This is a genomic window from Microbulbifer maximicatervae (SeqCode) (assembly GCF_052467615.1).
The window spans coordinates 2,715,014-2,732,779 of the sequence record NZ_CP174319.1 but is presented as its reverse complement, the minus strand read 5'-3'; the positions used below and the strand labels follow the sequence as shown (position 1 = coordinate 2,732,779).

The 17,766-nt window shown below is 45.2% G+C and carries 24 protein-coding genes; 21 read left to right on the top strand and 3 right to left on the bottom strand.

Annotated elements, in window-relative coordinates:
- Positions 1 to 65: 65 nt before the first annotated feature.
- From ACJJIM_RS12175 to ACJJIM_RS12165, 3 genes are all read right to left on the bottom strand, one after another.
- Positions 66 to 803 carry an SLATT domain-containing protein gene (locus ACJJIM_RS12175; RefSeq protein WP_444911078.1) on the bottom strand — a complete coding sequence of 246 codons (738 nt, stop codon included), beginning with the start codon at positions 801 to 803 and terminating at the stop codon, positions 66 to 68.
- A gap of 57 nt (positions 804 to 860) precedes the next feature.
- The gene (locus tag ACJJIM_RS12170; RefSeq protein WP_444911077.1) at positions 861 to 1,703 is read right to left on the bottom strand and encodes a restriction endonuclease; all 843 of its coding nucleotides are present in this window, start codon (positions 1,701 to 1,703) and stop codon (positions 861 to 863) included.
- A 428-nt stretch (positions 1,704 to 2,131) separates the two neighbouring features.
- Positions 2,132 to 2,884, bottom strand: coding sequence for a tyrosine-type recombinase/integrase (locus ACJJIM_RS12165; protein WP_444911076.1), 753 nt, complete (start codon positions 2,882 to 2,884; stop codon positions 2,132 to 2,134).
- Between ACJJIM_RS12165 and ACJJIM_RS12160 the strand changes: the two genes are divergently transcribed.
- From ACJJIM_RS12160 to ACJJIM_RS12060, 21 genes are all read left to right on the top strand, one after another.
- On the top strand, positions 2,879 to 3,049 hold the full coding sequence (locus tag ACJJIM_RS12160; protein ID WP_444911075.1) for a hypothetical protein: 171 nt from the start codon (positions 2,879 to 2,881) through the stop codon (positions 3,047 to 3,049). The genes ACJJIM_RS12165 and ACJJIM_RS12160 overlap by 6 nt on opposite strands.
- A 60-nt stretch (positions 3,050 to 3,109) precedes the next feature.
- Complete coding sequence (locus ACJJIM_RS12155; protein WP_444911074.1) at positions 3,110 to 3,508, top strand: capsid cement protein; 399 nt, start codon at positions 3,110 to 3,112, stop codon at positions 3,506 to 3,508.
- A gap of 7 nt (positions 3,509 to 3,515) precedes the next feature.
- Positions 3,516 to 3,812: a head-tail joining protein gene (locus ACJJIM_RS12150; RefSeq protein ID WP_444911073.1), complete on the top strand. Its 297-nt coding sequence runs from the start codon at positions 3,516 to 3,518 to the stop codon at positions 3,810 to 3,812.
- Positions 3,813 to 4,030: 218 nt separating this feature from the next.
- Positions 4,031 to 4,960 (top strand): STM4504/CBY_0614 family protein, encoded by a 930-nt coding sequence (locus ACJJIM_RS12145; protein WP_444911072.1) that lies wholly within the window; start codon positions 4,031 to 4,033, stop codon positions 4,958 to 4,960.
- Positions 4,961 to 5,161: 201 nt separating this feature from the next.
- Positions 5,162 to 5,464 carry a hypothetical protein gene (locus ACJJIM_RS12140; RefSeq protein WP_444911071.1) on the top strand — a complete coding sequence of 101 codons (303 nt, stop codon included), beginning with the start codon at positions 5,162 to 5,164 and terminating at the stop codon, positions 5,462 to 5,464.
- Positions 5,461 to 5,991: a hypothetical protein gene (locus ACJJIM_RS12135; protein ID WP_444911070.1), complete on the top strand. Its 531-nt coding sequence runs from the start codon at positions 5,461 to 5,463 to the stop codon at positions 5,989 to 5,991. Before ACJJIM_RS12140 ends, ACJJIM_RS12135 begins: the two co-directional genes overlap by 4 nt.
- Positions 5,992 to 6,153: 162 nt before the next feature.
- Positions 6,154 to 6,561: a hypothetical protein gene (locus tag ACJJIM_RS12130; protein ID WP_444911069.1), complete on the top strand. Its 408-nt coding sequence runs from the start codon at positions 6,154 to 6,156 to the stop codon at positions 6,559 to 6,561.
- Positions 6,562 to 6,587: 26 nt separating this feature from the next.
- Positions 6,588 to 6,767: a hypothetical protein gene (locus ACJJIM_RS12125; RefSeq protein WP_444911068.1), complete on the top strand. Its 180-nt coding sequence runs from the start codon at positions 6,588 to 6,590 to the stop codon at positions 6,765 to 6,767.
- Between the two features lie 296 nt (positions 6,768 to 7,063).
- Positions 7,064 to 7,726, top strand: coding sequence for a hypothetical protein (locus ACJJIM_RS12120; protein WP_444911067.1), 663 nt, complete (start codon positions 7,064 to 7,066; stop codon positions 7,724 to 7,726).
- A 327-nt stretch (positions 7,727 to 8,053) separates the two neighbouring features.
- The gene (gene tnpA, locus ACJJIM_RS12115) at positions 8,054 to 8,488 is read left to right on the top strand and encodes an IS200/IS605 family transposase (protein WP_413663507.1); all 435 of its coding nucleotides are present in this window, start codon (positions 8,054 to 8,056) and stop codon (positions 8,486 to 8,488) included.
- 227 nt (positions 8,489 to 8,715) lie between these two features.
- The gene (locus ACJJIM_RS12110; RefSeq protein ID WP_444911066.1) at positions 8,716 to 9,543 is read left to right on the top strand and encodes a hypothetical protein; all 828 of its coding nucleotides are present in this window, start codon (positions 8,716 to 8,718) and stop codon (positions 9,541 to 9,543) included.
- A 143-nt stretch (positions 9,544 to 9,686) separates the two neighbouring features.
- Entirely contained in the window at positions 9,687 to 10,064 is a 378-nt protein-coding gene (locus ACJJIM_RS12105; RefSeq protein WP_444911065.1) for a D-Ala-D-Ala carboxypeptidase family metallohydrolase, read from the top strand.
- A 297-nt stretch (positions 10,065 to 10,361) separates the two neighbouring features.
- On the top strand, positions 10,362 to 10,853 hold the full coding sequence (locus tag ACJJIM_RS12100) for a hypothetical protein (protein ID WP_444911064.1): 492 nt from the start codon (positions 10,362 to 10,364) through the stop codon (positions 10,851 to 10,853).
- A gap of 92 nt (positions 10,854 to 10,945) precedes the next feature.
- Positions 10,946 to 11,314, top strand: a complete 369-nt coding sequence (locus ACJJIM_RS12095; RefSeq protein WP_444911063.1) for a 3TM-type holin — start codon at positions 10,946 to 10,948, stop codon at positions 11,312 to 11,314.
- A complete protein-coding gene (locus ACJJIM_RS12090; RefSeq protein ID WP_444911062.1) occupies positions 11,311 to 11,508 on the top strand; it encodes a holin in 198 nt (65 codons plus the stop codon). Before ACJJIM_RS12095 ends, ACJJIM_RS12090 begins: the two co-directional genes overlap by 4 nt.
- A gap of 254 nt (positions 11,509 to 11,762) precedes the next feature.
- A complete protein-coding gene (locus tag ACJJIM_RS12085; protein ID WP_444911061.1) occupies positions 11,763 to 12,611 on the top strand; it encodes a hypothetical protein in 849 nt (282 codons plus the stop codon).
- A gap of 152 nt (positions 12,612 to 12,763) precedes the next feature.
- Positions 12,764 to 13,486: a hypothetical protein gene (locus ACJJIM_RS12080; RefSeq protein WP_444911060.1), complete on the top strand. Its 723-nt coding sequence runs from the start codon at positions 12,764 to 12,766 to the stop codon at positions 13,484 to 13,486.
- A gap of 87 nt (positions 13,487 to 13,573) precedes the next feature.
- Entirely contained in the window at positions 13,574 to 14,095 is a 522-nt protein-coding gene (locus ACJJIM_RS12075) for a hypothetical protein (protein ID WP_444911059.1), read from the top strand.
- Positions 14,058 to 16,061 carry a terminase gpA endonuclease subunit gene (locus tag ACJJIM_RS12070; protein ID WP_444911058.1) on the top strand — a complete coding sequence of 668 codons (2,004 nt, stop codon included), beginning with the start codon at positions 14,058 to 14,060 and terminating at the stop codon, positions 16,059 to 16,061. Before ACJJIM_RS12075 ends, ACJJIM_RS12070 begins: the two co-directional genes overlap by 38 nt.
- On the top strand, positions 16,062 to 16,277 hold the full coding sequence (locus ACJJIM_RS12065; protein ID WP_444911057.1) for a primosomal replication protein PriB/PriC domain protein: 216 nt from the start codon (positions 16,062 to 16,064) through the stop codon (positions 16,275 to 16,277).
- Positions 16,277 to 17,758 carry a phage portal protein gene (locus tag ACJJIM_RS12060; protein ID WP_444911056.1) on the top strand — a complete coding sequence of 494 codons (1,482 nt, stop codon included), beginning with the start codon at positions 16,277 to 16,279 and terminating at the stop codon, positions 17,756 to 17,758. The genes ACJJIM_RS12065 and ACJJIM_RS12060 overlap by 1 nt, the downstream gene beginning before the upstream one ends.
- Positions 17,759 to 17,766: the final 8 nt, after the last annotated feature.

Genomic DNA, 17,766 nt, shown 5'->3' with positions numbered 1-17,766 from the left:
GGTTACTCAGGCAATAATTAAATTGAGTGTGTACAGTTGGCTTATGGTTCATCTCAGTTTAAGTATTATGCCTGATTTTCCCCCTGGTGATTAGGTGTGAGGAGGTTCTCAGTTGTGTTGCCAAAGGTGTCCTTAAGTACATCTGTAACACCTAGGATGTCTGAGATTATTGCGATTTCAAAAGCCATCATCATTGTTGGTAGGATGTATGGTATGGAATATAGGATGAATGCTTTAGTGTAAAGCAAGCTTCTGGGGATGCCCGAGATATCGAAATCTTCTTTTGATTCTAAAGTTGCAAGTATATAGTCTACTCGGCGGTGGTTTTCTGGTTCGGAGGATATTAAATGATATTCCTGGTGGTAGTTATCTAAATCTATATTTGTTCCTTCTTTTGTCTCTTTCGCGATATCAACTCTAAGTTTTCTTATCAGTTCTTTTATTTTAATACCGCAGTCATCAAGTTTGGAGGATCTTGTGTGGTACTTTGAAGTTGCATTAACTACCGAATAAACTAGAACGGCAACTGCAAGGAAAATCTGTAGCATGTGTATAACTGGCTCAGTATATGGAATGGGGAGGCCAGATTTTTGATATAAAGGTATGAATATTAATCCTAGCGATAAAATAGTCGTGGTGAGGAATGAGTATGTTGAAAGCCTTTCAAGTCTGATTGATGCATTAAATCTACATTTAGAGGTTAAGCGCATGCTATTTAGTAGCTTTTTTGCAGGGTCTGCCTCGGCCTTTTCTGAGATGTTCAATGAGAAGAGCCAGGTAAAGAAGTTGCTAACTTTTTCCATTTTGGTAATTCTTGGCTTTGAAATATAGGTCACAGGTATACTTGGTGGTAGTAGTTATTAAAAGCTGTTGGTGTCATATTTGTTGGGGGAGTCAGGCTCAATATGAAGCGGCTCCTTTTTAATTTCGCCACTTTCATGCAAGTAATGGATGTTATTTGATACGATATCTTCTATTGCTGCATCATATGGATTTATGATTGTATCTTTTAAGGGGGAAGACTCAACGCTGACTGCATCAAATGCGATGGATCTGATTAATATTTTTCCAAGTTTTGGGATGTTTAGGTATAAGTTAATGTTGTCGAGGGTATTTCTCCCTTCGGATATTGGCTGTTTTCTAAGGAGGGTGTTGAATGTTTCGGCTGGTACACCTTTGTCATTGTAAAGGGGTTCGTTCCCGCTGTATATGTATGGGCTGTTATAGCTCTTTAATCCATTTCTAGTCAGTGCTTCTTTGACACTGTTTGAATTAAAGCTGATGTCAAAATTGCTGTATTCTTTTTTGATGGGAAGTAAATTTATATGTATTTTTTTGACTAATTGATTTACGAGTACCAATCTAATATTTCTTTGTTTTGCTAATAGTTTAGCGCCACTCTGATAGGAGCTTGTAGTGGCTATAACTCCGTTGGTGTTGCCAATATCATCTAAAACTGCTGCAAAAGATGCAATATGAGATTTTTTTACAGCTGAAGAGTAGTTTTTGCACTCAATACACGTTCTATAAATGTTATCTGCGATCTTAAATTCCCAAAAAACGTCAATTTGGTGTTTGGCTCCACTTTTACCTGTTAGCTTAACATCATGCTCTACCCTAAGATTTTTATACCCCTCATGATTGAGAATTGCTTGATAAATCCGAACGACTAGTCTCTCATATTCTATATTTTTGTTAGTCAAGAACGATCCCCCCTTGAAGGGTAAATTCTAAATTTGCTTTTGTATTCTCTTATTGGATAAGTATGTGTAGGTTGTTATTCACCCTGGTCTTTAACTTAAGGGCAGCAAAATACTTTTAATTCATACTTAACTTTAACAATTGAGCGTTGTCACCTTGCGCCAATATGCAATGTTAATAATATTTTTCTTTAAATCAAGATTGCGGATACTCAGATTTAGGAGGATTTTCTAGTTTCTTTACCTCTAGGGTCTAAACTCAACACCCGATCTGCCGTTCGGTTATACCGTTCAGCCATAGACCGCGTCTTATGTCCGGTGAATTTTTGAACATCCCCCTCAAAGTCACTGGCTGCTTTGATCTTCAAATCATGAAAGCGAAAGCGCTGCTTGATAGCGCCAGCTGCTAGGGCTGCTCGTTGTTCTCTTTGTCAAATGGCATTGAACCCGGTGCGGGTGTAGGCGCGGCCTACGCGGCTGCGGATGATATGGGTAGTTTGGATTTGTGCTTCGGTGTTAGTGGCTACTGCGCGATCAACGGCTTCTTTAAGGGCTGAGCTCCATAGCTTTAGCTGGGCTTTGCCTGTTTTGGCTTGCACTATCAGAAGGCCATCTTCTTGGATGTCTGCACGGGTGAGGGCGAGTACATCCTGTTGCCTGGCTGCACACAGATAGCTAATTTCCATAGCGCACTGGTGCATCACGTGGCCGCGATCACCCAGCCATTGCCAAAAGGCTTGGTATTCCCAGTCTTCTACATAGCGCCCGCCGGGCTTTACTTTAATTGTTTTTACTACTGCTGTGGGGTCTTCAATCTTCACGAAGCCCCTGGCTTTGCCCCACTTCATCACAATGCCTAGAAAGGTTCGCTCTCTATTGGCTGAGGTGGGGTACTCAGCGCCGCGCGCATCCATAAACATCTGTACCAGTGGGGAAGTGATATTGTCTGGTTCCATCTCCCCAAATACCGCGAGAACACGTTGGCTATAGCGATGGTAGTCTTTTTGAGTCTGCGGCTTTATGTGTTTGGTGTACTGGGGGGAGGCGAAGTAGGGCTCTACTAAATCCGCGAAGGTAAAGGTCTTTTGCACTAGACCGGCTAGGTATTTCTCATAAGCAGCCCAAACTTCAGCCTGAGAGGCATTGGTGCCGGCCACTACCTTAATACCGGCCCGGTAGTGCATGACACTATCGAATTGTTCTATCTGGATGGTCAGCAAGTACCAGTCTTAGAAGAGCAAAATGGCTGGGGTATCGATAGCGTGGAATTCAAAGTCCGCCTGGATGCCGCAACCAAAGCCTGGAACCCCAAAAACCAGCTAACCGCTAATTCTAACAACGCTCATTGAAGAGGGCGCATCGCGCGGCCTTTTTGCTTTCAGTTATTAACCAAGTCGAAGGAAAGTGAAATGGCTAAAAATTTTTTACAAGACGGGCGCATGCTGGATTACACCAACACCAACACCAACACCAACACCAACACCAACACCAACACCACCAGCGCGGATATTACCTATGGCCAGGTGGTACCAGTCGGCGCGGTGCTAGGTGTGGCAATGGATGATATCGCCGTGGGTGAGTCAGGTGTAATTGGTATTGATGGTGTATTCTCCGTGCCCAAGGTATCCGCCGCAGAGATCAATCAGGGGGAAACACTCACCTGGGTGGTTGCTTCCAAATCGTTTGATAACAACGCAGCCACTGGCAATATCACCGGCGCAACGGCCTTTGCCGCTGAGACTGCAGGTTCCAGTGTTACTAGCCTGGCGGTTAAATTCACCGGCGTACCGGGCACGGTTAAATCCTAGGTGAACGATGGATCTGGATCAGAGAGCCGCAGAGCGCGCGTTTCGCAAGTGGGGCAAAGCCGCTACCTATGAGGATGCTAGCGGCGGTGAACCTATTGCTTGCCGGGTAATAAAGGATCAGGTGATTGACGAGTTCGGCGATGAAGAGCGAGTTCGGGTGCCGCGTATTGAGTTGAGTCTGCTGGTGAGTGAGGTAGGGGCTTACAACTCGGAGGCGGTGTTTATGCTCAGTGGTATGGTGTATCAGGTGTGCAAACGGTTGTCGGATGATGGGGTTGTTTGGCGAGCGTTGGTGGATGGGTAATCCTATCTCTTTTCAAGGGGTTGTAGAACTAGGGAGATATCGAAGCGTAAAGGCACTACTTTATATATATTTTATGCTTGTGTACCATATTCGAATAACTGGTGACTCTTTAAACTGTTCTGTTTCTTGTGGAAGTGGAATCTAAAATATAAAGTGGGATGATATAGAGTCGCTTCTTTGGAGTTAACAGTTAGCTGTCAGGGAGCATTAAGTTAGACATGGCAATATTTGATTTATTTTCTAAAAGGCAGAAAAGGTTAAGGGGGGAGTTTCCTGACGTATATCAATATGAAAATATTGTGCAAAGCTTCCGTGTCCAAGTTGTCCACATAGTAAAAGCTACCATTGGTGAGGAGAGCTCTTATAGATGTAGAGCTAGTGACATCTATAGAAGGATTCATGAAACTCTCTGTAGAGAATACGGCGTATTTTATTTAAGGCAGAATGCAGACACAAATTTTTCAGCAGTATTTGATTACTTTCTAAATGAGGAGGATCATGAAAAGTGCTTAGACATTATAGAGCTTACATTCAGAATAATTGATAGATATGTTAGAGCTCATGAATGGGAATTTCGCGATGCAATTGGTGTCTCTCAAACACCAGGTCAAGCTATTGATGAATTAAATGCTAGGTTTAAAGAGGCAGGGATCGGGTACCAATTTGAGTCGGGTGAACTGATCCGAGTTGACTCCCAATATGTCCATTCTGAAGTCGTAAGGCCCGTTCTTTACCTTCTTGGAAAAAGCGAGAAGTATGCTGGTGTAAACGATGAATTTTTATCTGCTCATGAACACTATCGCCATAAGCGATATAAAGAATGCCTTAACGATTGCCTGAAATCATTTGAAAGTTTAATGAAAGCAATACACGAAAAACATTCGTGGTCTTATAACAAGAACGATACTGCAAGGAAATTAATAAGTAGCTGTCTTACCAATGGCCTTGTACCAGACTATCTGCAAACCCAGTTCTCCTCTGTTCGATCTCTCCTTGAAAGTGGAGTCCCAACAGTACGAAACAAAGAAGGAGGTCATGGACAGGGTACTATGGTAACATCTGTTCCAGAGCATCTGGCCAGTTATATACTGCATCTTACAGCTACTAATCTGCTTTTTTTGGGTAATTGTGAAGAGCAATATAGCTAACAAAGCGCTGCTGTTGGACAATTTTTCCACGGCGTTAACTGCTGCTCACCCCTGAGTAGTAATAAAAACCCTATCAGTTTGTACTGGCAGGTTTTTAATTCCCTGTAATAAGAATCTGTGGCCTAAAGTTAAGCCATAGTACAATGATTGTCTTTAGCCTTGAGCAGATTCTAAGTGTCTAGGGTAAGTGTTGGGATGTCTATGGACGACAAATATTTTAATATAGAAGCGGGGCACTATTTTTTATGCTTCGTTGCAGCTTTTGTACTTTTCTTCAAACTCCACAAAGAGGGGCAGCCTCCTTTTGCTGTCCTGGGGTATATACATCCACAAGCGGCCGGATCACCTGTAGGAAAGTTCATTGAGGCAATTTTATTTGCTGCTTTGGGAGCTCTGATCGGAACAGTTTTAACAGTCCCATCATCACCCGCTCAGGCAATTGCGGCAGGTCTAGGATGGACGGGCCTGTTATCTGCAACACATTCAGGTGGGAGTGAAAAGTGAAATCTAGAAATTCTGAGAATGTGCCTGGAAAATATGAATATATTCGATCTATTCTAAAGTCTCTTGAGAAAGATTCTATAGATCAGAGTTATGAGTATGATAATTTCAGAGAGATATTTAAAAAATATTACGTAGAAAATTTAAATTTTTCTAATTGTGCTGAGATGAACTTTACGGCTTCAACTTTTATAAATGAAAATAAATACGCTTTAGAGAAAATTCAAAAAATTGAGAAACTTGAGAATCAAATTTTTAATGCAACAAGTAATGCTGCAATATGGTCAACTGTTGGTGCGGCTGTTTTTGCGTCTCTTGCTCCGACTTTCGTTGGTCCTGTAGTAGTTTTTGCGGCAGCGACGGCTATAGTTGGGTATTTAGGAAAACTGAAACTGGATAGCGATGCTGAGAATGAGGCGAGAAGTCTTATGGGTAAGTTAGAGGAGATTGAGATGAAGGAGATTAGGATAGAGGCGGTTAGGATAGAGAACTATGGAAAAGAAAGCAAAAAGAATCAAGCTAGGGGATAGTCGTAATTGGTGGTGATCATTATAACTGGATTAGTTCAGCTCTTTGGAGGTGACCGTTAATTACTACAAAAGGTAGCTATTCCAGAAAGTGCTATTTCCTTGTTGATATCCAAACCCGCATCAGCGGGTTTTTTATGCCCAAAATTAAAAGAGTGATCCCCAATGACCCAACGCATAACAATTCGCGATGCCGTACTAAATAAATTGAAAACTCTATCGGGCTATACAATCCCGCCTCCTGGCACCACAGAAGAAATTGAATCAAAAAAACTGCCGGCGATTGTTGTGGGCTTTGCAACTGAAAACACCGAACACGAAATGCATGGCGGAACCGAGCAGCAACTGGATATGACGGTTTCTGCGGTAGTGAAAACTAGCGGTGATGTATATGCCGCGTTAGACCAGGCAGCGGCAGATATTGAAAGCGTCTTGCAGGATGCTTCTCTGGAGGAAGCCTGTAATTTGTTCCTGCTCAGTCAAACCGAGTTTGCGCTGGACCAGGATCACCCATTAGGTGAAGTACGCCTGACGTATAGCGCCAAGTATTCCACCGAACCCACAGACTTTTAACGAAACAACCCGATGAGGTTGTGACTATGGCACAAGGTTATAAAACTAAGTTTTATCGCAGTGATGATGGCAGTTCCTATTTTCAAGTAGCGGACATGTTGGATCTTGAGCCCGGTGAAGAGTCTCGTGGTTCTGTTGATATGACTCCCATTGATGGCACCAGTGGCTATATAGATTATGACCCTTCGGGCTTGCGTGATGCCTGAGAGGTCTCTATTACCTTGATCTGGAAAGAGAGCGACAGCGGCCAAAAGGCTCTGCGCTCAAATTACGAGCCTCATAACCAAGTCCGCCCACCTCGTGGAAATCGTTTTCGCGAATACGGTGGATACCTAGTTCTGGATAAACCAGGGCCACATAAATTACCTGGGCACCTATCACCGCGATAATTTGCACGCGGCTGAAAGGCGATTTCAGGATTACTACGAGAGTATGCCGAAGGCTGCTTGACGGGGTGTGTGGTTGGTTTTTGGTTGCTTGAAAATTGCTTGGGGGGCATTACATGAAATTCGAAAGTGCTAGACAAGCGTGGCACGACGCCTTTGATAGCTCCACCGCTGCATTTGATTATGAAGACATGGGCGGCAGAAGTACGGTTTCCTCGGCTGGGAGAGGGCGAAAAGTTGTAATTCGTGGAGAGGTGCAGGGCAGGGCGAACCAAGTCATTTGCCGGGTTGCGGCCCCAACACTAGTTGCAAAAGAAACCCCGGGAGCCAAGGACAGTAGTAACCGCATCATGGATGCCTGTGAAAAGGGATTAATCCAAGATGCAGTCGCAAAGCTGCGAGCGAGTGATCCGTTGGCATACTGCTGGGGCATGGCCGCCTACGCCCCGCCAGCCTCAAGAGTCAAAGAGCGAGCAACACTACTGAAATACTTGATGAGTGAATTCGACAAATGGGAGGAGCCGCACCCAAGGGAGAACGTTAGCCAGCTGGCGCTATTTTGTATTAATGCATGTGCATTGCGCGATGTGAATGGTCGATTAATAGATCTGGGTCAAGCGCGGACAATTTTAGGATGTGACAAAAAGCGGTGGGATAGGGAGTGGGTAAAAATTTGGAAACGTTTGCAACGGCGCTTGGACCCTCTACCCGCAAGAGCTTTAGGGCCTATTTCTGAGATTGTGCAGGAGTACAGAGGTCGGCTTAAAGCCGCTTGTTGACAGCTTTGTCCTGAGGGGGTATAAATTTCCTAGCGTGCAGTTTTTCTGCTTTGCAAAATTAAACCGGCCACTGAGCCGGTTTTTTTGTGCCTGGAAGTTGGTCAGCTCAGTAAGTTTCTTCAAGCTTTAATCGCACTTTATGTATTTTTTAAATGGCTGTTTTACAAAGTGTGATCAGGCGCTGGGTTTTTATGCGTTCTGTTTGTATTAATTAATACATGGGTAAACCACCGCCTCTGGCGGTGAGACTTGACAAGGCTCTGCCGTTCCGGCGTGCAGAGTAAAAATATGGCCTCCATGAACCGGCAAGTTCTTTAAGGAGGCCATATGCGAGATTGGCAGTGCCAAGCTCACGTGAAACATTATTGCAGGTACCATGTGGTATTTGTGCCCAAGTATCGAAAGAAAGCGTTAGTTGGGGCATTGAGACGTGAGATTGGAGCAATATTCCGAGACTTGTGTCGTCAAAAAGGCATTGAGTTGGTCGAGGGGTACGCAATGAGGGATCACATTCATATGTTGTTAATGATTCCTCCCAGGATAAGTGTTTCCAATACGGTTGGGTTTCTGAAAGGGAAATCTGCGATCCGGATATTTCGGAAGTACAAGCATGTACAGAGAAATTTCACAGGAAGACATTTTTGGGCTCGGGGCTACTGCGTGAGTACAGTAGGGCTTGATGAGCAGATGATTCGAGAGTACATCAAGAATCAAGAGGTTGAAGAACGCCGGCAAGAGCAGATGCAATTGGCGGGATTGTAACAAGCCCCCTCTGGGGGCTTTCACCATACCACCCGCTATGCGGGTGGTTGCTGATTTGGTGAATGAGAAAGACATTGTTCGTGAAATTTTGAGTTTCTTTATTTGGTAAGGTCGTACTGGAAAAGGATGTTAAATTAAGTTCAATTTAATTTACTTAGTTTAAGGTGTACTGTAAGTTTTACTTCCTCTTTCACTAGTTAATTCAATATATTTTTTGGTGAGTTTTTATGTTTTTTAGAAATACCGTTAAAACAGTAGCTGTTTCTGTGGCCTTGTTGGCCTTCGGCGCGCAAGCTAAAACGTTCCAATACGAACTTCAAGATCTAGGTTCATTTGGTGGTGAACTACAGTACCCCGGTCTAGATTTAGAAGGCGCTAGCTCTGCAACTTTGACTGTTGATCAAAAAGATCAATGGTCCCCCGCTATACTTACTTCGTTGGAAATTAACTTTCCTAATGCGCCCAGTCTGTCAGTAAGCAATTTCCAGGTGGATGACGGAGGTTGGAGACATGAAGCGACCGTCGATGGCGCCTGGGTGTATCGTCAGCTTGATGTTGTAGTAGATGGCTTGGACCTAGAAAGCTTAAATAATACAATGATCAACATTGATGGTTATGTCTCTGAGGCTGAAAATTTTATTGGGGCAGAGCGTTCACTGAACTATGATCAAAGACTATTTACTGTTCATGGGCAGTTGGTTGATGTGACTCCAAGCAAGATTGTTGATGTCGCAACGTTCACAGTTGACGGTAAGCAGGTTGAATTATCTCTAAGAGATAATCCAGCTCTTGATCCAAATTCAAACAATGGTGATATGGCATTTGTTGTCGAATTACTGTGGTTTGAGGAGGGGAAAGAGGTTTACCATTTTCACGCACCTTTTGGTGATGAATCAAAATTTTATGAAGCATATAAGCTAGAAGTGTCAACAACACCTGGTCCTGATGGTGATGAAACAGCTATAAGTGTTAAAGTTAAAGACGCGCAAGGTATGGAATTTGAAACTCATCATGTATATCTTGAAGATATGCTGAGAGAAGCTTACGAGTTCTAAACGCATCCTTAATTTTGACTTAAGGTTTAAGATGTACTGTATGCTAAAATCAGTTAAGAAATCTTAGATAGTCGCTCAGTAGCGATACTTATTTCATAAAAATTAACCCGCCTTGTGCGGGTTTTTTTGTTTCTGGTGCTCTCATGTTTGATAACGATTATTTCACAGAAGCGGAATTGTCTTGTCGCTGCTGTGGCAAAAACAATTTCGAAGATGAAACCCTCAGGCGCTTGGTTCGAGTCAGAGAGCTTTATGGTAATCCGATGATCGTCAGCTCCGGTTATCGTTGTCCAGCACATAACACTCAGTTAAATGCCACTATGACCCACGCCACCGGACAAGCTGTTGATGTTCAGGTAGCTGTAGGGCGAGCCTATCGGTTAATCCAAGTCGCTCAGGAGTTAGGGTTTACTGGTATAGGAGTAAAGCAGAAAGGCCCAATAGGAAGGCGATTCCTTCATCTGGATGACCTTGAGTCAATACCCGGCGAGCGCACCCGCCCCACCGTCTGGAGCTATTAACTGATCAAGATCCGAAAAATGGGTATTAAGTGGGAGGTGAAAAAGTAACCGCCAGGATTGAGGGAGTGTCGTGAGGGGCAGTCAATGTAGGAAAGCCTAGGGCAATTAGTACGGTTGGGTAGGAAATGTGACTAAAAACGGACTCGATAATGTTTAGCGGCTTTCATTACTAGAAGAATTCGCATAACTCGTTGATATTATTTGCAATCTTAGGTAGCTTCGCGCACGTTAAGTGTGCTGGTAGTGGTCATGGGGCCGCTATATAAACTTCAGTCTAAATCTTGGGGATCTCAACAGGTGCAACCATCTCAATCAGTAATAATTCTTCTCCTAGTGGCAAATTTAGTTGCAACCGTATGGTTTGGCCTCAATGAGAGGACAGCTCCAGTACAAACTCAAGCAGAAAAAACAGCAGAGCACGAGCTACCATTGTTTATAGACTCTAAGGTCCGAGTGCATATATATAATGAATTCGTCAAAGCATTTAATGCTGGTGATAATGATGCCTTATATGACATGTTCGGCCCTGCAGCAAAAGCCCAATTTACAAAAGAGAGTGCAGAAACTGAGTTCCAGAGATTAACCAAAATTTTCAATTCTGTTGAAAGTGGTGCTTTCACCCACTCTCAACTAGCCGGAACAGAGGGGAATACAAGTTTCTACGTTTTGCATTATGCAGTTAAGTTTCCTGAAGAGAGTGAGTTTGGTACATCAGGTACACTGAAAGTGACTATTGCCATTCAGGGAAGTGAATACCAAATATATGGCATCATGATTAATGCAGGGTAGTGCTTAAATAAGCCAGCCAGATACTCAATCATATAAACCGGCCACTGAGCCGGTTTTTTTGTACCTAAAAAAACCTTAATCAGGAGCTACCTGTGATTTCAGCGATATCCAACCTGCTTGGTAAGGTCATCGATAAAGCTCTCCCAGACAAGACGGAAGCCAACCGCCTAAAAGCTCAGGTTGATTCACAGCTGATTTCAATGGACTTGGAAGAGCTAAAGGCAGCAACCAAGGTAATCACGGTAGAAGCCTCGGGGGAGTCATGGCTACAGAGAAACTGGCGGCCAGTAACAATGCTCACATTTGTCGGGCTGATTGTATTTCACTGGCTGGGATGGACAGCTCCAAACTTAAGCGAGGATCAAACTCTGGCACTGTTGGAGATAGTAAAAATCGGCCTCGGTGGTTATGTCGTAGGGCGCAGCGCTGAAAAAGCGATGAAAGCTTGGAAGCAGTCATGACACTTCACGATACCCTAAGAGAATTAGCAGATAAGGCTGGCTATATGACTGCCATTGGTGCTGGAACTCTCGCTGGTTGGCTCGCGGATAACTGGTTAGGCCTTGCTGGAGTGCTGATAGCTGCGGCGGGCTTGATGGTTAATTGGTATTACAACCACAAGCGTTTAAAGCTGCAGGAAAGAGAGTGTGGATAATCATGATGTTATCTGAGGGTTTGTGTTTTTTTCTTAGATGCAGTATTTCTATTTTGCGAATACGTATTTTTTGTTAAGGATTATCCGTATTTTGGGATTCTGTACCAAGTAATCCTCCAAAAAAACAATGTGTACTTAATTCATAATCTAATGTAAGATTTTTTGCTCTATTTTGGTTTAAATCAAATAAAACTACTCTTTTGTGGTTTTGTTTGATTTGTGTATTTTTTTATTTTTGATATTGAATAGATTTTATGATTCTTAAAAAATCCATGAAGGTTGCGGCAATTTTTGCAGCCCTGTTAGTTGTAAATGTACAAGCAAAAACATTTAAGTATGAGGTGCAGGACGCGCGTGTATCCAACTTTGGTCTATATCACCTACCATTTGGAAATGATATTAACTCTGTAGTTTTGACGGTAGATGTTGAGCATCCAGAGTCTGATTCTGCGTCTGCGTCTGTGTCTCTCGAAATAGACTTTATTGAAGCAGCCAAGTTGGTAGTGAAAAAATTCAGGCTGCATGAATACCATTGGGGCGGGGCTGCTGGAAACTATCGAGGATCTGTAAATAATGCTTGGGTGTATCGACAGCTTAATTTTGAGATACCTCATTTGGAACCTTTATATTCGCATTTTGATGACTTTGAGTTTATAGCTTTTGTATCAGAAAGTGATAGTTTCACAGGTGCGGGTAGATCAGATGAATTAGGTGAACCGCTATTTGAGATTTCGGGTCGCCTTATTGATGTGACCCCAAGTAAGATAGTTGATGTAGAAAAACTAAAAGTTAATGATAGTACACTAAAGTTATCCCTAAGGAATCATATTTCTGGTCTGCCAACCAGTCGTGATAGCGGCATTATTATTGATTCTCTGTGGTTTGGAAAGGGAGAGGCACAGTTGGTTATTCCTTCAGAATGGGTTTATGATTTTTATATGAAGCCTGTTGATCTTATAATATCAAAAGATGCTGGTTCTGAAATTGATGAATACTTTGTTAGTGTTCGGGCAATAAACCAGGACGGTGAAGAATTTATATCGGATACTTTACCTTTGCAGCAGTTGTTGAATGATGCTTATGGGGATGCATCATCTCTGTAAATAGATATTAGGTTCTGAGATTTAATTAAGTTATTGTTAATTTTACCCGCCTAGTGCGGGTTTTTTTATTTTAGGTGATACGGTTTCTATATGGCTTGCTGGTTTTTAAGGAAATAATTTAGAGGTTCAAATAACGTAGGAATATTTTTCAGATGGACGTTAATGTAAAGCTCGATACCTCAAAGTTCGATCGAGCAGCTGCTGAACTGAAGAAGCAATTACCTTATGCCAGTTCGGTTGCCCTAAATAACGTGGCCTTTCGTATACGTGGAGAAGAGCGCGCAGCAATTGGGCGCATCTTTGCAAGTCCAGCGAAGCTGACACTGAACTCTGTACTGGTGAAGAAAGCCACTAAGCGCTCGGGTGTTGCGAAGGTTTTTATTCGTGATCAAGCAACCAACAGCACGGCACCGAGTAAATACTTGGCGCCGTCGGTTATCGACGTGAAGCGCAACGATAAGAGATTTGAGCGTGCCCTGCGGCATTTAGGTGTACTGCCTGCGGGTATGTATGCCGTGCATGGAAAAGCAGCAAGGCTAAACCGGCATGGGAATATCTCGGTCGGGACCTATAAGAAGATTCTGGCAGAACTCCGTGCTAGTTCAGGTATCAACAAGGGTGGGGCAAATAGTACTCAAGGGCCTACAGGCAAGCACTTTGTCGGAAAGGTAAACGGAGTGTTGGGTGTCTGGAAAAGGGCCGGAGGTAAGCGACGCCCTACAGTAAAGCCCATTCTTATTTTCCTAAAGGGAAAGCCAGACTACCGCAAGCGCTTTCCTTTCTTTCGAATTGCTGACGGCATAGCTCGTAGGCATTTGCCATTAGAACTTGATAAAGCCATGGACCATGCGATTGCGACCGCAAAGAGGCGCTGAATGGGTCCTCCTGAGTGGGGGTAGCACACGGGTAATTCGGACCGTGTTTTTTTAACAGATATCTGAAATTTCCTAGGGGGTTATACCTTGGCTGACAACCTATCACTTGATGATCAGGCCACTCAGTCTGGTTTTGCTCGCCTGGTTGGTGCTACTCAACCTGCTATTGCCAAACACTTCAAGGCTGAGGTTTTTACCGTAGGCGCCAGTTACGAAGTTTGGCTTCATGAATATTGCGAGCGACTGCGAACCGAGGCCGCAGGCCGCCAGACGAATGAGGCCCGAAATCGTCGCGATATGGCACAGGCGATTGAGTCTGAAGTTAATGCAAAACTAAAAATGCGCGAGCTGTATCGAGAGGATCAATTAATCCTTGATGTCGAGTCAACGCGCAAGGCGATGGTGGAGTGGTCCACCATTGGAAAGAATGAATTTATAGGAGCGGTAGAGAGCATCATTATTGCTATCGAAAGTCAGTATGCCATTACCGTCGACAGAGAACCCCTACAGCCAAACATTGAAGCTGCCCTCAGAACTATTGGCGGTTACGAGATTGAATTTACAGAGGCTGGTGAAGGAGGTACGCCAGACCTGGATACCGCAGCCTAAAATTCCGCTGATTGAGTGGTTGCCAGAAAATATCAAACTGCCCTCTGAAGATAGTGATAACGCAGGATATTACAGAGTAGATTTTGTGCCCTATTTCTGGGGCGTAATGTACGCGCTCGATAGCCAAGTCTCCTGGATGGTGGTAATGCAAAAAGCGGCGCAGATTGGCTGGACGGTACTGCTAGCGGCAGATATCTGTAAGGTGGCGGTGACTGATCCCGCGCGGGTTTTGATGCTCTTTCCTAAGGATTCAAAAGGCCAGAACTTCATGGACGAAAAGTTTGTGAAGATTGTTGAGGGCTCGCCGAATGTAGCGCGTGTGATCGATGTCTCCACCAGTCGCAAGCTAGGCAACAGATCTACCAGAAAAGTATTCCCGGGCGGGGAAGTGCGTACAGTCGGTTCTAACTCCGTCTCCAATGTTAAATCCACCACTGCCAAGCGCGGTTATGTGGAGGAGCCGGACGATACTAATAAAGACGTCGGCGATCAGGGCGACTCCATTCGCCACCTGCGCGAACGCCTCAAGCGGATGCGCAATAAGAAATTAATTATCGGCGGCACCCCTGCAGTTGCCGATCTTTCCCAGGTGGAGCACTACACCAAACTCGGCACCATGCGTGTATTGCCGGTTACTTGCCATGACTGCGGTGATTCTCATGTACTGGATTGGGAAAACGTCAGTTGGTTGGAAAAAGAGGGAGGCACACCGCACCCGGTATTCGGCTTGAATCAGCCAGAAACCGCAATTTACGGTTGCCCCAAGTGCGGCAGTGAATGGGATGACTACCGCCGCCAAGCCAACATATTGCAGACCTGTAAAACAGCGCGTGAAAACGGCGATGAATTTGCCGGCTGGGTTAAAACTCAATGCGGCGAAGACTATGAGCAGGATGAGATAGAACCGATAGAGACGTTTATGGAGCTATCGGAGCTTTATGTGTGTATCCCTGGCACAGGATTGGCGGAGGTCGTTAGGGATTTCTTAGAGGCTGAGCACGAAGCCAAAAGCGGCGATGAATCTGCACGCATCGTATTCCAAAACAACAAGTTAGGCAGACCTTATAAATATGCTGCCAATCGGTTACTGGACCACGAGAAACTTGAAGAAGCTGCTGAAGACTACCCAGAACTGTTTTGTCCTGCTGGTGGTTTGCTGGTGACTGCCGGTGTCGATGTCCAGCACGATCGACTCGCAATCACCATCCGCGCATTTGGTCGCAATGAAGAAAGTTGGCAAATGTACTGGGGCGAAATTGATGGCGACACGGTAGATAAGCGTGATAGCTGCTGGGATGCCCTGGATAAGTTAGTTTTTCAAAGCTTTAAGCACGAGCGCTTTGGTGAGATTTACGCATCTGCGGTGAGCATCGATTCCTCTGATGGAACTACCAGCGGCGCAGTGTATGAGTGGGTAAGAACCAGAAAAAGAAAATATCGACGCGTTCTTGTGATGGCGATTAAAGGCGATAGCAGAGACTTTGGTAGTAAAGAAATATTTTCGCACCCAAGGAAAGCAGAAGTTAGCAACCCTACGCGCACTACTAAAGCCGATCGCCACGAAGTGAAGGTGTATATGGTAGGCACCCACAAGGCTAAGGATCTAATTGCCCGGCGACTACTAGGCACCAGTGCCTATATGCACAGCTGTAAGCATGTGCGACAGGATTACTGGGAGCAGGTGACTGCTGAAGTAAAAGCACCGAGTAAAAAACACAAAGGTAGAGAGACCTGGCAGCAGCGACCCGGGAGACCGAATGAGGGCACAGATACCGAGGTTTATGCCCTACACGCAGCTTACGCCATGGAAATACACAAAAAGACTGAGAAAAAATGGTCAACTCTTGAAGCGCGTTTAGGTCAGCGCACTTTGTTTAGTGAGTCTGATCGGGGCTCTGAATCAACGCACACCACTAAAAAGCCGCTCCGGCCAGCGCAGCCCGTTGGCTCCTTACTGGATAGTTAAATGTCTAAAACGCCTCAAGAAATGGTCGACCTCTATATTGAGGCCGAGATAGACGTGCTCGCCGGTAAAACCACGGTGATCAATGGTCGGCAATTTACTGCAGAGAACCTGCAGGAAATCCGTGCAGGCCGCCAGGAGTGGGAGCGCCGTGCATATCAAGAAAAATTAAAGGCTGCAGGTAAACGCTGCGGACCTGCCTACGCGAATTTCTACTAATGAACAAACTGGATTCTCTTATCGGGTTTTTTGCGCCCGAGGCCGCTTTGCGCCGTGTGCAAGCTCGCCGGGCATTAGAACTGGTTGCCGCCTACGAGGCCACGCGCCCTAGCCGTACAAGAAAAAATCCCGGGGATAACCGCAGCGGGGATTTGGTGCTTGAGAGCAGTGTAGAAACCCTGCGCGGCCAGGCTAGGCACCTGGAGCAAAACCACGATTTTGCCTTTGGCATTCTTACCACCCTGGTAAATAACATTGTCGGCCCGCGCGGTATCGATGTGGAATTCCAGCCCAAAACCTTGGATGGCGATATCCATGACGATCTTGCCAGCCAAATGAATGATGCCCACAAGGAATGGGCGCGGCGCCCGGAATGCACCCGGCAATTTAGCTGGGGCAAAGCCCAGCGGCTTTTGTGCAATACCTGGCTGCGCGACGGTGAAACTTTAATGCGGCACTTGCAGGGCACAGTGCCTGGATTAAAGCACCGCACCCCGGTGCCTTACACCATCGAATGCCTGGAGCCAGATTTCTTGCCGGTGGATTACAACGACCCTAGCAAGCGTATTGTTCAAGGTATTCAAAAATCTGCCTGGGGTGAGCCTGCGGGCTTTTGGTTGTACGACGAACACCCCGGGGCCTCATTTAACTGGCGTATGAAGCGCAGGTTTCACAGTGCGGAAAATATCGAGCATCTGAAATTTGTACGCAGGCTGCACCAAACCCGTGGGGTTTCCATTTTTGCCGCGGTAATGAATCGCCTTACTGATATTAAAGACTATGAAGAAAACGAGCGTGTCGCTGCCAAAATTGCCTCGGCCATGGTGGGCTTTATCCAAAAGGGCAGTCCAGATGATTACTCGCAGAACGAAGTTGATGATGAAGGAAATCGCACCCTGGATATTCGCGCTGGTGCTATCTACGACGATCTCCGCCCAGGGGAATCTATCGGCACCATTCAAAGCAATCGCCCCAGCGGTCTACTAACGCCATTTTTAGAAACCATGCACCGCATGACTGCTGCCGGCACCATGGCCAGCTTTAGCAGTATCAGCAAAAACTACAACGGGACTTATAGTTCGCAACGCCAGGAACTGGTGGAGCAGTGGGGAAACTACGAAACCCTCAGCCTGGAATTCTGTGAGGAAATTGTAGAGCCGGCCACCCGCCGCTGGGTGCAGATGGGTCTACTGGCAGATGCCTTCAAAGTGCCGAGTGATGTCGATCCATCCACATTAATGCATGTCGATTTTATTACCCCGGTGATGCCCTGGATTAATCCGGTCCATGAAGCCAGCGCCGATGAAACCCTGCTGGAAAATGTACTGGCCAGCCCACAGCAGACCATCCGCCGCCGTGGCAAAAAGCCGGACGATGTAATTAAGCAAACTGCTGCCTGGCAGCGAAAGCTTAAAGAAAACGACATTACCACCCCAAGCAAACGCGAAGCCGTACCCGCGCAAGAAACTGAATCTGAATAGGAGGCAGC